Source organism: Cupriavidus sp. 22TCCZM04-2 (genome assembly GCF_057798895.1).
Genome location: NZ_JBYOJS010000016.1, coordinates 66,877 through 79,773 on the forward strand (window position 1 = coordinate 66,877; position 12,897 = coordinate 79,773).

General features: G+C 60.6%; 12 protein-coding genes. 5 read left to right on the top strand and 7 right to left on the bottom strand.

Annotated elements, in window-relative coordinates; all coding sequences use genetic code 11:
• Positions 1–82 precede the first annotated feature (82 nt).
• Positions 83–694 (bottom strand): TetR family transcriptional regulator, encoded by a 612-nt coding sequence (locus AC3FKG_RS21845; protein WP_488744102.1) that lies wholly within the window; start codon positions 692–694, stop codon positions 83–85.
• A 277-nt stretch (positions 695–971) separates the two neighbouring features.
• Entirely contained in the window at positions 972–1,898 is a 927-nt protein-coding gene (locus AC3FKG_RS21850) for a LysR substrate-binding domain-containing protein (RefSeq protein WP_483713749.1), read from the bottom strand.
• A gap of 221 nt (positions 1,899–2,119) precedes the next feature.
• On the opposite strand from AC3FKG_RS21850, the gene AC3FKG_RS21855 reads away from it, so the two are divergent.
• Genes AC3FKG_RS21855 through AC3FKG_RS21875 form a run of 5 tightly spaced genes read left to right on the top strand, consistent with a single transcriptional unit; the run spans position 2,120 to position 6,419 of the window.
• Positions 2,120–3,016 carry a transporter substrate-binding domain-containing protein gene (locus tag AC3FKG_RS21855; RefSeq protein WP_483713748.1) on the top strand — a complete coding sequence of 299 codons (897 nt, stop codon included), beginning with the start codon at positions 2,120–2,122 and terminating at the stop codon, positions 3,014–3,016.
• A 14-nt stretch (positions 3,017–3,030) separates the two neighbouring features.
• Positions 3,031–3,771 carry an amino acid ABC transporter permease gene (locus AC3FKG_RS21860; RefSeq protein WP_483713746.1) on the top strand — a complete coding sequence of 247 codons (741 nt, stop codon included), beginning with the start codon at positions 3,031–3,033 and terminating at the stop codon, positions 3,769–3,771.
• Positions 3,768–4,457 (top strand): amino acid ABC transporter permease, encoded by a 690-nt coding sequence (locus AC3FKG_RS21865; protein WP_483713744.1) that lies wholly within the window; start codon positions 3,768–3,770, stop codon positions 4,455–4,457. The genes AC3FKG_RS21860 and AC3FKG_RS21865 overlap by 4 nt, the downstream gene beginning before the upstream one ends.
• A 12-nt stretch (positions 4,458–4,469) precedes the next feature.
• Positions 4,470–5,201 (top strand): amino acid ABC transporter ATP-binding protein, encoded by a 732-nt coding sequence (locus AC3FKG_RS21870; RefSeq protein ID WP_483713742.1) that lies wholly within the window; start codon positions 4,470–4,472, stop codon positions 5,199–5,201.
• A 45-nt stretch (positions 5,202–5,246) separates the two neighbouring features.
• A complete protein-coding gene (locus tag AC3FKG_RS21875) occupies positions 5,247–6,419 on the top strand; it encodes a trans-sulfuration enzyme family protein (RefSeq protein ID WP_483713741.1) in 1,173 nt (390 codons plus the stop codon).
• Between the two features lie 343 nt (positions 6,420–6,762).
• On the opposite strand, the gene AC3FKG_RS21880 is transcribed toward AC3FKG_RS21875, so the two are convergent.
• From AC3FKG_RS21880 to AC3FKG_RS21900, 5 genes are read right to left on the bottom strand one after another with little or no spacing between them, the layout of a single operon-like run.
• A complete protein-coding gene (locus AC3FKG_RS21880; protein WP_483713740.1) occupies positions 6,763–7,581 on the bottom strand; it encodes an enoyl-CoA hydratase in 819 nt (272 codons plus the stop codon).
• Positions 7,582–7,605: 24 nt separating this feature from the next.
• A complete protein-coding gene (locus AC3FKG_RS21885) occupies positions 7,606–9,021 on the bottom strand; it encodes an aldehyde dehydrogenase family protein (RefSeq protein ID WP_488744103.1) in 1,416 nt (471 codons plus the stop codon).
• Complete coding sequence (locus AC3FKG_RS21890; protein WP_483713737.1) at positions 9,018–9,788, bottom strand: enoyl-CoA hydratase/isomerase family protein; 771 nt, start codon at positions 9,786–9,788, stop codon at positions 9,018–9,020. Before AC3FKG_RS21890 ends, AC3FKG_RS21885 begins: the two co-directional genes overlap by 4 nt.
• Positions 9,789–9,790: 2 nt before the next feature.
• Positions 9,791–11,893: an acetate--CoA ligase family protein gene (locus AC3FKG_RS21895; RefSeq protein WP_483713735.1), complete on the bottom strand. Its 2,103-nt coding sequence runs from the start codon at positions 11,891–11,893 to the stop codon at positions 9,791–9,793.
• Positions 11,886–12,890 (bottom strand): Bug family tripartite tricarboxylate transporter substrate binding protein, encoded by a 1,005-nt coding sequence (locus AC3FKG_RS21900; protein WP_488744104.1) that lies wholly within the window; start codon positions 12,888–12,890, stop codon positions 11,886–11,888. The genes AC3FKG_RS21895 and AC3FKG_RS21900 overlap by 8 nt, the downstream gene beginning before the upstream one ends.
• Positions 12,891–12,897: the final 7 nt, after the last annotated feature.

Below are 12,897 nucleotides of genomic sequence, written 5' to 3' on the forward strand. Positions count from 1 at the left end.
GTGTTCCGAGGACTATCCGCCGGCAAGCAGCCGGCGCCTCGATGATGACGATGGCGTTCTCGGCGGCATGGCCGCCTGCGGGCTATTTTTTCTGCTGCGGCCTGCGGGGTGCGCTCATCTTGCTCGCGAAATATTTGAGCGCAGCCGTTGTTCCCTCGCGATCGCCGGTCGTGATCAGGTCGAGCAGCAAGCCGCGAATTGTCGCGACTTCGACACGTGCAAAGAGTCGCGCCTCGTCCGCGCCGATGTCCATAGCATGCTGCAATCGCTCGGCAATGACGGCAGTCCAACTGCCGATGACATCATCAAGGAAGCCGCTGAAGCGCTCGCGATCCCGGATGGCTCTGCCGTAGATCTCGAACAGCAACTGCATAATCGGCAGGTAGTTCGACGCCGAATAGCGGTCCCATGCTGCAACCATGGTCGCCTCTGCGTCCAACCCTTCGACATGCAGCATTTCGCGCGCTTGCTGTTCGGCATGTCGCACACGGAATAGCAACGCCTGCCAAAAGCCGTCGGCAGAGCCAAAGTAGTAGATGAGCATCCGGTGGCTGGTACCCAGGGCATCCGCCACGCTTCGCAACGACAGATCGCCAAGGCCGTTCTCGAGGACGTGGGCAGTTGCCGCATCCAGCAATTGAAGTGCCTGCTCGCTGGTCGAGCGGTCAGTCGGCGAGGCTTTGGTTCTTGGCATCCTTCGCTTCGATATCGGGAAAAGGCTAGAGAGGCCAGAATGTACCATGCAGTACACGGACGACGGCTATTACTCCTGCGGGCGGCAGCCGGCCATTATCCGTCGCTTGACCTGCCGCGTTGAGCGGCGCAGATGGAAGGGATAACGGTCGATGGCGTCTCTATGCCGCCGATTCCCTTCGCCGAATGCCCGGAAGTCGACCCGCGTCGCGGCTTCCCTGTCTGCCCACCGCTGCGACGTTCATCATGCGCAACCCGAAACCGACACCCCCCGCCTATTAGATGTTCTTCAAGTACGCTTGGACGGCCTTTTCCTCGTCCGAAAGCTGCGTCCGGAGTGCTGCCAAAAACTCCCGTGCGGTTGTCGATAGCAAGCGACCAGCGGGAACGGCCTGGATGCAAATAACCATCGCGTCGACTGAGAGTTTGCGAAACGCCAGCCCCCTCTTACTGTATTCGAGGGCCGTAATGGGATTTACCACTCCGATGCCCAGGCCCGCGAGTGTCAACTCACAAACATTGAACGCGTATGGCGCATGAACGGCAATGTTCAATCGAACGCCATGTTCTGTGAGTTTCTCCTCAAGTCGCCTGCGCGAGGAATCTTCGGGATTCATCGCGAGGAAAGGAACTTCTGCAAGCTGTTGAGGCGTAATCACTCGGTGCCGGGCCAGCGGATGAGCCTCCGGCATAACGACGACACCCGCCTGTTCCGCGAACACCGTGCACTCGAGGCCCTCAGTGGTCACTTCATCCGCAAAAAAACCGACGTCAAACTGCCCAGCGGCGACCCGCTCACGCACGTCGCGGGAACTGAGAATTTGCAACGATACGTTCGGCCATTGGCCCGTAGACTTTCCTTCCCTCATTCGTCCCAGAGCGCGTGGCACGAGGCCTGAGCCGAAGGCCGGATTACACGCAATCTGGAGAGCGCCAACCCCGAACTCCCGTAGCGTTTTGATGCGGTGCTCGATCGCGCTGAGACCCACATACATCCGGTCGACATCTGGCACTAGTGCGAGGGCCTCCGGCGTCGGCTGCAATCGTCCCCTCAGCCGCTGAAAAAGCGCAAATCCGGCTTCGGCTTCGAGCCGCTTGATGGCTTTGCTGACCGCCGGCTGTGACAGACCCAGCAGACTCGCCGCCTTGCGGGCAGATCCCGCTTGGAGAATTGCTCGGAACGTTTCAATCTCAGTGACGCGCATGGTGGGGGCAATCGCGTGGTGGAAGCAAAACCTATAACGAAACTTTACCATCCGATAACTAAGGGATGCTACTGCCGCGGGCCCCGACCGACAAAATTGCCCTCACCCGCGGTTGCGCTGTAGGTGGCCGGTTGAGCATGCATCAACCCGACACCCTGGATGCTCACGCGGGACCCGGCCAACGGAATTACCCCACCATCAAATGGTACTGGAGACAAAAAATGTCGAAACAAATCACTGCAATGTTCGTTTCAGCCGTCACCGTGCTTTTGGCCGCACCAACAATGGCACAACCCACCGGCACACTCGCAAAAATCCGCGATACGGGCACGATTACCATTGGCACGCGCGCTGCGTCGATTCCATTTAACTATCTGGACGACAACAACAAGCAAACGGGCTTTTCGTGGGATATCGAACAGCGCGTCGTCGAACGTGTAAAAAAAGAACTGAATCTTCCTAATCTCCAGGTTAAAACTATGGAGGTTACGCCGCAAACGCGAATCCCCCTGGTCGCTAATCAAACGGTGGATCTGGAATGCAGCTCAACCACTAATAATCTAGAACGACAGAGGCAAGTATCCTTCTCCAATAATTTTTTCATCATTGGCCTTCGATTGCTAGTTAAGAAGGATTCCGGCATCAACGACTGGAATGACGTAGCAGGCAAGACCCTCGCCGTAAGTGCCGGCACCACCGGAGACCGCATCGTCCGCCAGTTGAACGAACAGCATAAGTGGAACGCTAACATTGTTCTTACCAAGGACATAAATGAAACGTTTCTCGTCCTCGAGAGCGGTCGGGTAAAAGCCGTTGTGCAAGACGACATCATCAGCCATTCGGTTGTCGCGGGCTCACGGGAACCAAAAAAATGGGCAGTTGTCGGGACACCCGCGATCCGGGAAGCCTATGCATGCATGCTCCGCAAGGATGACACACAGTTCAAGAACCTCGTGGACGACGTCATTACGAAGATGTCAAAGAGCGGAGAGATGGAAGGAAATTTTGAGAAATACTTCCAGAATAAAATTTCCGTCAAAGGTGGTATGACCGTCGGGTTCCCTCTTAACGACGATTTGCGCGAACTGTTCCGCCACCCCAATGACAAGGCCCTCTGAATTGGTAATTAGTCATGAACTACAATTGGGATTTATCGATATTCTTCCATCCGTCTGTCACTGGTGAGGGCACATACGGCCATATGTTACTCGTTGGTTTAGGGTGGACAGTGCTACTCTCGCTATCTTCCTGGGTTATAGCTCTCGGCTTGGGAACATTGGCTGGCATCGCACGCACCGTTCCCAACAAATCCATACGTCTTCTATCATTAATTTACGTACACGTCTTTAGAAACACACCGCTTCTTGTTCAGTTATTTATTTTTTACTTTGTTATTCCGGAGCTTCTGCCAGAAAAATGGGGCGAAGCGATCAAGAACCTTGATCCGACGACGAATCAGTTTCTCACGATCCTTGTTTGCTTGACGCTATACACGGCCGCAAAGGCAGCCGAGGTGATCCGCAGTGGTATCGAATCCATTCCTAGTGGCCAAGCGAAGGCCGCAAAAGCCCTTGGAATGAGGTCCGTCGCGGTATACCGCTATGTCATTCTTCCTCAAGCCTTCCGTATTGTGATACCCCCGCTGACATCCGATTTTATGAACGTCATCAAGAATTCCGCGGTCGCTCTGACGATTGGACTGATGGAATTGACCGGACAGACTAGACAAATCAGCGAATTCAGCGCACAGCCTTTCGAAGCTTTTGCTGCGGCGACCCTCATATACATGGGACTCGCATACCTGGTCGTCCACTTGATGAACTGGCTAGAGCGGCGATCCGATAAGTCCGTCGCGTTGGGGGTAGTAGCGTGAACTATTCATTCGACTGGAATTCCATTGCCCGTGCGTGGCCAGTGTTGGTTGATGGAATGTACACCACGCTTCTCATGACTGTGGTCGCAATGGTGCTCGGCGTAGTCATCGGCACTCTACTGGCCATCGGAAAGACATACGGTGGACATACATTACGGCGGGTCGTCGAGGCTTACGTCAACCTTTTCCGCTCGATTCCTCTCATTCTGACTATTTTCTGGTTCTATTTTCTTGCGCCACCTATTGCGCGCGTCGTCACGGGCGATCCGAATCTTTCCGTGAGTGCCGTCTTTTCGGCATTGATGGCGTTTGTCCTCGCAGAGTCTGCCTATTATTGCGAAATCGTGAGAGCCGGGATTGGTAGCGTTCGACGCGGGCAAATGCAGGCGGCGTTGGCAATGGGCATGTCACGTTCTCAGGCGCTGCGGCTCGTTGTCTTGCCCCAGGCATTTAGAAACATGACACCGTCGTTAATCAATCAGACGATCGCCTTGGTAAAAGACACCTCGCTGGTCTATGTCATCAGTCTGAATGACTTTCTGGGCGCTGCAACAAAAATTGCGCAGCGAGATGGGTGCCTGGTCGAGATGTACTTATTTGTTGCAGTCGTTTATCTTGCGATTTGCTCGCTGGGAGTCGGTGCAGTCTCGATTTTTAAGAGCCGGCAGAAAGTGTTGTCATATTGATGGCTAGTTGAAATGATCGAACTCAATAGTGTTTCGAAGTGGTATGGCAGCACGAAGGTCCTTGCCGAATGCAGCCTGTCTGTCAGTCGCGGCGAGGTAGTGGTCATCTGCGGACCGTCTGGCTCGGGAAAGTCGACGATGATTCGTACCATTAATGGCCTCGAGCTATTTCAAAGTGGTGATATCACGGTGGACGGCATGTCTCTCCGACACAGCAAAACGAAGCTGCCAGAGGTGAGGAGCCGCGTTGGCATGGTGTTTCAACACTTCGAGCTCTTTCCGCACCTGACTGTCGCCGAGAATCTAACACTGTGCCAGGTCAAAGTGCTAAAACGCGACATGACCCTGGCTCGGTCGAAGGCGCGGTCCTTGCTGGATCGCGTCGGCATGCTGGCGCATCAGCACAAATATCCTGGTCAACTCTCCGGAGGTCAGCAACAACGTGTGGCCATTGCGCGCGCTCTGTGCATGGATCCAGTCGTGATGCTGTTCGACGAACCGACATCCGCGCTCGATCCTGAGATGGTAAACGAGGTGCTTGACGTCATGGCCGGTCTCGCAGCCGAAGGCATGACCATGCTCTGCGTGACACATGAGATGAACTTCGCACGTCGCGTGGGCGATCGCGTTGTGTTTATGGACGCCGGCAGAATTGTCGATGACCTCCCAGTTAGCGATTTCTTTGGCGAGAGCGAACGCAAATCGGCACGGGCAAAGACCTTCCTGTCGCAGGTTTCCGTCTAAATCACGTTGCGCAACCTGCGTTGTATACAAAAAAAAGGAACTCAAGTGAAAAATACTACTGTCTTCCCGACTGATATGCATCACCGCCTCGAGGAAATGCCGGAGTTCATGGGGTTTTCCGTGCCGATTCATCGGGCTTCAACGCTTAAATTCAAAACCGTCGAAGACTTTACAAATCGCCGTAGTCGTTTGTTTGATGGCTTTAGCTATGGCTTGTACGGTACCCCCACAGTTCGATACCTGGAAGAAGAAATTGCCAAGCTGGAGGGAGGTCGATATTGCCTGACGACGCCCTCTGGTTTGTCGGCTGTCAACCTTCCGATGTTGGCATTGCTGCAGAGCGGCGACCACATTTTGGTCGCGCAGAATGCCTACGGTTCGACGCGAGAGTTTTGTAAGGATTTCCTCAATCGCATGAGTATCGCTCATACGATCATTCCCGCCGATGCCTCTTCGGTTCAACCGTGGATCACGCCGGCGACTCGCCTGGTCATTCTCGAGTCCCCCGGCTCCTACACAATGGAAGTTCAGGACATGGGGCAGATTGCGCAGGAAGCGCATGCTCACGGAGCGTTAGTCGCGATCGACAATGCTTGGGGGCTCGGCCTGACTCGCCCATTCGAGTATGGAATCGACATTGTCTGCAACGCCCTCTCGAAGTATGCAGGGGGGCATTCCGACGTCTGCATGGGTTCCGTGACAGTCCAGGACCGCGAGTTGTATGAGCGTCTGAAAACGGCCTCCTTCATGCTGGGCGAAGGCGTCTCGTCTGATGACGCGTCGTTGGTGTTAAGGGGCCTTCAGACGTTCGACGTACGGGTCGCGGAGCACGAACGAAGAGCCCTCCTAGTTGCGGAGTGGTTTATGGAGCAATCCAGCGTAGCACGGGTGATTTGCCCGCAACATCCCGCCGACGAAAACCATGGGCGATTCGCCCGCTATTTCAGCCAAGGCAACGGCCTGCTGAGCGTCGTCCTCGACGAAGCGATCCCCGACGAGCGAGTTATCGAAATGGTCGAAGAGTTTAAGATGTTCAAAATCGGGGCAAGTTGGGGAGGTACTCATAGTCTCGTCGCGCCGGTCCGCGGCACCATGTTCCCATGGCTGCCCCAGCACGAACAGCGGTCTTGGATCCTGCGGTTCCACATCGGGCTGGAACCGTTTGATGGCCTGCTCCATGACCTCGAGGATGGTTTTGTAACCCTGCGCGCGAAGTAAGGGCTTGAGGCGACGCCGCTGCTAACAGAACTTCAAGTCTTTTGCGCAGCGGCTACTCAAATACCCCGACGTACCCCTTTGACGTTTCGTCGGCGGCCTGCATGCCTCTCCTCCCGTACCCTTCGAAATGTAACGCCTCAGCATTTGCAGGCACGCCCACCAACAGCGATGGTGAAGGGTGCACCCATGTTGGGCTGCCGCATTAACCGGATGGCCCGACGGGGCACAGAAGCGGTCACTCGTAATTACCTCTTGAGCGGCAGCCTGGTCAGAGACGGTCGAGCTTCGAGGTCAGCAATCATGCACTGAAGCAGGGTCTTGCGCCGGTGGGACCGATTGCCGGTCACCGACCAGAAAATTCGGCAGGTCTGCGCTCGAGGAAATGCGCAACCCCTTCCGCAAAATCCTCGCTCTGGATGCTTTCGAACATTTCGGCATTGGCGACTTGCGTGGCTTCGGCCAATGACTGGAACGGCTGCTCCCACAGCTGCCGTTTCATCACGCGAATAGATCGGGGTGAAACGTTCTCGGCCAGGTCGTCGGCATAATCGAGCGTGATCGCCATGAGGGCGTCCGCATCCACCAGGCGGTCGACCAGGCCGATCCGCAGCGCCTCGTCAGCCAGCACCTTGCGCGCCGAGTACAACAGGTCGGCCGCATGGCCAGGGCCGACCACGCGCGGCAGCAGCCAGGAGATGCCGTGCTCGGCAATCAAGCCTCGACGCGCGAACGCGGTACTGAATGCTGCGTCGGCACTGGCGAAGCGCATGTCGCTGTAGAGTGCGAATACCAGCCCCAGCCCCGCTGCCGCTCCATTGATTGCCGCGATCACGGGCTTGCGCATGGCCGGAAAGTAGCCATAGCGCGTCTGGTAATCGGCGCGCCGGTTCATGTCGAACGGGCGCATCCACTGGGCGGCGCGGATATCGCCCGGCGGCAGCACTTCGAGCTCGTTGATGTCCATGCCGGCGCAGAAGCCCTTGCCTGCCCCGGTCAGCACCACCACGCGCACGTTGTCGTCGCGATCGATGGAATCCATGGCGTCGCGCAGTTCGCCCTCCATGACCTTGGTCAGCGCATTGAGCCTGTCCGGCCGGTTCATGGTGACCACGGCGATTCGCTCGCTTTTTCCGGCGCGAGCAACGGTAATCTGACTGTACATTTTGCGATTCCTTTCGATGTCGTACTAAGGGAGCTGAACGGATCTCGGTTCCAGGAACTCCTCCAGCCCATACACGCCGCCTTCCCGCCCAATACCGGACATACCGAAGCCGCCGAACGGTGCCGCGGGATTGAACCGGGCGCCGTTGACCTCCACCTGCCCTGCCCGCAGCGCGTTGGCAACCACCTCGCCGGCACCGTCATCGGCAGCCCAGACACTTGCTGCCAGCCCATAGCGCGTGCTGTTGGCCAAGGTGATCGCCTCGTCGACGCTGTCGTAACACAGCACCGCCAGCACCGGTCCGAAGACCTCCTCGTTCGCCAGCCGGCTGTCGGGTGCGACGTTGCCGTAGATGGTCGGCGCAACGAAATAGCCGGTTGCTGGCACCGGCGCATCGGCACCGCCGGCAATCCGATCAAAGCCTGCCTGCTCCGCTTCGGCGATATGCGCCTGCACGCGTTGACGCTGCTGCGCCGATAGCAAGGGGCCGATCCGGGTTTCGCCATCGGCGGGATCGCCGAGCTTCACCGCTGCTGCCGCCTCCGCCAGCAGTTGCCGGCACTGCGGGTAGTCCTCGCGGGGCACGATCAGCCGGGTAGTCGCGCTGCAAGTCTGCCCCGAGTTGAGGAAACATGAGTTGACAGTCGCCTTGACCGCCCTGGCGAGATCCGCGCCCGGCAGCACGACGGACGCGGACTTCCCGCCCAGTTCCATCGACACACGCTTCATGTCGCCGGCCGCTTGCGCGGCGACCTTGCGGCCGACAGCCGTGGAGCCGGTGAACGACACCATCTGGATGTCGGGATGCGATACCAGCGCCTCGCCGACCGCCGCGCCGCCCAACACGAGATTGAGGACGCCCGGCGGCAGCTTCGTCTGCTCGCACGCGGCCATCATCCGTTCGGTCACGGCCGGGGCCAGCTCTGACGGCTTCAGCACCACCGTGCAGCCGGCCAGCAGCGCCGGCGCCACCTTGGCCGTGATCTGATGCAGCGGGTAGTTCCACGGCGTAATAGCGGCTACTGCCCCGACCGGTCCCAGCGTCACGCGGGAATTGCCGATCGTCCGGACGAAGGCGAACGTGTCCGCCAGCGCCGCCGTGGCGCGCCACGCCGCGATTGGTGCATCGACCTGGATCCGACGCGACAGCTTCAGCGGCATGCCGACTTCGCGCGAGATCTCATTCGCCAGCTCCGTCGCGCAGTCTTCCAGCGCGTCGGCCAGCGCGCGCAGATACGGCGCCCGTCCGGCTGCGCCCAGCGCTTGCCAGCCAGGTTGCGCCCGCGCGGCTGCCGCCACGGCTTCGGCCACATCGCCCGCGGTGCCGAGACAGACATCAGCCAACGGGGCTTCGGTCGCCGAATCGTAGACGCGAATTGACTCGCCGGCTCGAATCGGAAGACGTGCGCCGTCTATATAATGTTGGGTAAATTGCTTCACTGCGACTCCCTTGTGTTGCGTTTGTCGAGGAACGCAGCCATCACGCGCTGCGGTTCACCGTCGGCATAGCATTCGAGTTGCGCCCGGATTCCGGCGACACAGGCGTCATCAAATCCCGGCTGCGTCATGGCGCGAAAGCGCTGCTTGGACAGGCGCGCGGCGGTCGGCGGCAGCGCCGCGAGCGATCTGGCCTGCGCGAGCGCCTGCGCCATCAGTTCGGTCTCGCCGCATAGTGCCGTCACCAGACCGATATCGAAGGCGCGCTGGCCACTGACCAGATCGCCCGAGAGCGACATCTGCACGTTATGGGTGTGCCCCACGTGCAGCGTCATCAGGTAGGATCCGACGATGCTCGCCAGGCCTGCCTTGACCTCCGGCTGCCCCCAGCGGCTGTCTGCAGTGGCCAGCCGCCAGTCCGCGCACAGCGCAAGCTGGAAACCCGCGCCTGCCGCCACACCCCGCACTGCGGCCACGCAGGGCTTGTCCAGGTCGCGTACGGCCTGGTACATCGCCCGTTGCCGATTCAGCCAGGGCACGAGCTGCTGCCAGGTCACCGTGGCCGCCTCATCAAGATCCTGTCCGGCACAAAACGCCCGCTCGCCGGCACCGGCCAGCACGACGGCGCGCACCGAAGGCTCGGCGTTGAGCTGGCCCAGGGCTTCGATCAACTCGCCGCGCAAGGCGTCATTGACCGCATTCATTCTGGTCGGGCGGTTCAGCGTGACGATGGCAATGTCGTTATCCCGTTTGACGCGTACAGTTTCCATGTTCAATTCCACTTGAGTTCCACCACAGCATCGACCGCCATGACCCCTTCGCCCGCAGCCATCACCATCAGCGGGTTGATATCCACCGATGCCAGCGCAGTACGGTGACACAATGCCCAGTCGCCGAGCGCCACTGCGGACGCTGCCAGCGCGTCGAGATCAAGCGCCGGGATGTCGCGATAGCCGTCGAACAACGGCGCCAGGCGCAGCCTCGCGCAGGCCGCCTTGACATCTTCGGCCGTGAACGGCGCCAGCAGGGTCACGACGTCCTTGCGTAGTTCGAGCAGTGTGCCGCCCTCCCCGATCATCACCAGCGGCCCGAACACATGATCGACCGAGACCCCCAGCGCAAACTCATGACGGCCCTTGACCATCGTCGCCACAATGACCCGTGGCGATTCCACGCCCAGCCGCTGCAGCGTGTCGAGGCAGTCCTGCGCCGCCCGGGCCACGCTGGAGGCATCGGTCAGGCGAAGCTGCACGAGGCCGTGCTCGCTCTTGTGCGGGACGTCCGCCGCACAGCCCTTGACCACCACCGGCACCCCGCCGAGCGCGTCAAACGCCGCTACCGCCGCATCCACGCTGTCACAGAGTCGGTGCGCCACGACGGGTACGCCGGCTTCGGCGAGCAAGGCCAGGCTACGGGCTTCGTCCTGCAAGCCGCTGCCGTTGAGGCGCTGCGCGTCAGGCCAGGTCGACGCCGTCGCCGTCACCGTTGCCGCCGCGGCCAGCCGATGATGCGCGACATACTGCGCAAGCGCTGCAACGGCATCGGCTTCGGTGACAAAGGCCGGCACGCCGTGTCGCACGAAGACCTCGCGGACCGATTGTTGCGTCGCGCTGACCACCAACGGCTTGGCTTGGCCCGCGCTGAAGTCGGCGGCGTCGCGCGCCAGTGCCTCGACGTCGTAGCCGGGACCCGCCACCGGAATGCCAACCATCACCATGTCGGCCTGCGGATCGGCGCCCAGCGCCTGGAGCACGCGCGGGAACATGTCGGCCTTGCCTAGCAGCGCCGCTGTCATGTCGAGCGGATTGCTGGCCGTGCCAAACTCGGGCAGGATCGCGCCCAGTTCGCGCAGCGTTGCCGGCTGGAGTTCGGTCAGCGGCAAATCGTGTCGTTCGGCCAGGTCGGCCGCCATCACACCCACCGCACCGCTATGGCTCATCACGACCGTGCGGCCCTGCCCCGGGGCGCGCTGCTGCAAATACAGCGGCACCGCGCGGACCAGTTCGCCAATGTCACGCGCACGCCAGATGCCGTGACGTGCTAGGAAGGCATCGATCGCGGCATCGTTGCCGACCAGCGCACCGGTATGCGAGGCCGCCGCCTTGGCACCGCGTTGGCTGTTGCCGGCCTTGATCGCCACGATGCTGGCGCCATGCGCTCGGGCCACTTCCGCCGCGCGGGCAAGCTGGGCAGGGTCGGACACCGATTCGAGGTAGACCAGAATCAACCGCACATCGGGGTCCGCCGCCACGGCCGCGGTCATCGCGCAGGCGTCGAGATCGGCGTCGTTGCCCGTCGCCACCAGGTAGCGCACGCCGTAGCCAGCCTGGCGCAGCAATGCATAAGGCATGACGCTCGCCGCGCCACTCTGGCCGATGATCGCGATCGGGCCGTCCTGGGGCGCCACCTCCATGAACATCGTCGAGAAATTGAGCACCGCGCCGCTGGCGAAGTTGGCCGTGCCTTGCGCGTTCGGGCCCACCAGCCGCATGCCGCTGGCATTGGCCACCGCCACCAATTCCTGCTGCCGCTGGCGTCCCGCCTCGCCCGTTTCGGCAAAACCCGACGCCATGATGACTGCAGCCTTGACGCCCGCGGCGCCGCACTTGCGCACCTGGCCAAGCGTGGCTTCGCCGGACACGGCAATCACGACGGCGTCCGGCGCCTTGCCGATCGCATCAAGATCGGGGTACGCACGATAGCCCTGGATGACCTCGCGCGCCGGGTTGACCGGAAACACCTCGCCCGCATAGCCGAAGGTGCGCATGTAGTGAATCGGTCGTCCGCCCACCTTGTTGGGGTTGTCCGAGGCGCCGATGACGGCCACCGATGCCGGCGAGAACAGCGCGTCGAAGGTTGCAGTGGTCTCAGTCAAGGGTCGCTCCCGATGCCTTGACCACCGGCGACCACTTGCCCGCGTCATGCTGGATCAGTTTCGAGAACTCGGCCGGCGTTCCCGGCAGCGGCCGGGCGCCCAATGCGGCGAGCTGTTTCTGCACGTCTGCCTGCGCCAGCACGGCCTGTAGTTCGCTGTTCAGGCGGCGGATCACATCCGGCGTGGTGCCCTTCGGCGCCGACAGGCCGAACCAGATCGTCACGTCGAAGCCAGGCAGGCCAGCCTCGGCAATCGTCGGCACCTTGGGCAGAGCTTCAGAACGGGTCACGCCGGTCACGCCTAGCGCCTTGACCTTGCCCGCGTTGATGTACTGCCCTTGGCTCGATACGGTGTCGAACATCATCGAGATGCGTCCGCCAAGCAAGTCAGTGAACGCCGCGGCCGAGCCCTTGTACGGCACATGGACGATATCGATGCCGGCCATCGACTTGAACAGTTCACCGGACAGATGGTTGGAGCTGCCGTTGCCGGCCGAGCCGAACGTCAGCGTGCCCGGCTTCTGCTTTGCCAGCGCGATCAGTTCCTTGATGTTGCCGACCGGCAGGTTGTTCGGCACCACCAGCACGTTGACAGTGGATGCCACCGAGCCTACGGCATCGAACGACTTGAGGGGGTCCACCTTCAGCGATCGGTAGAGCCACGGGTTGATGGCCATGGTACCGGTGGTGGAAAAGAAGAGCGTATAGCCGTCGGGGGCTGCCTGCGCAGCGGCCTCGGTGGCGATGGTGCCGCCAGCGCCGCCGCGGTTGTCGACCAACACGGGCTGTCCAAGCTGCTGCGACATGTGCTGGCCGATCAGTCGCGCCATCGCGTCAGTGGGTCCTCCGGCGGGAAACGGCACGACCAGGCGGATCGGTTTGGCGGGATAGCCGGTCGAGGCGGCAGCGGGGGCACTAAAGGCGGCCGGGGTGACAGCGACCAGCAAGGCGCATAACGGACGCCGGAATGCGCGAAGCACAGCGGAAAAGCATGGCATGTTGTCT

Coding starts and splice junctions, on each gene's coding strand:
- AC3FKG_RS21890 (WP_483713737.1), bottom strand. CDS start 9,788: ATGGAAACTGTACGCGTCAAACGGGATAACGACATTGCCATCGTCACG.
- AC3FKG_RS21855 (WP_483713748.1), top strand. CDS start 2,120: ATGTCGAAACAAATCACTGCAATGTTCGTTTCAGCCGTCACCGTGCTT.
- AC3FKG_RS21880 (WP_483713740.1), bottom strand. CDS start 7,581: ATGTACAGTCAGATTACCGTTGCTCGCGCCGGAAAAAGCGAGCGAATC.
- AC3FKG_RS21870 (WP_483713742.1), top strand. CDS start 4,470: ATGATCGAACTCAATAGTGTTTCGAAGTGGTATGGCAGCACGAAGGTC.
- AC3FKG_RS21850 (WP_483713749.1), bottom strand. CDS start 1,898: ATGCGCGTCACTGAGATTGAAACGTTCCGAGCAATTCTCCAAGCGGGA.
- AC3FKG_RS21845 (WP_488744102.1), bottom strand. CDS start 694: ATGCCAAGAACCAAAGCCTCGCCGACTGACCGCTCGACCAGCGAGCAG.
- AC3FKG_RS21860 (WP_483713746.1), top strand. CDS start 3,031: ATGAACTACAATTGGGATTTATCGATATTCTTCCATCCGTCTGTCACT.
- AC3FKG_RS21900 (WP_488744104.1), bottom strand. CDS start 12,890: ATGCCATGCTTTTCCGCTGTGCTTCGCGCATTCCGGCGTCCGTTATGC.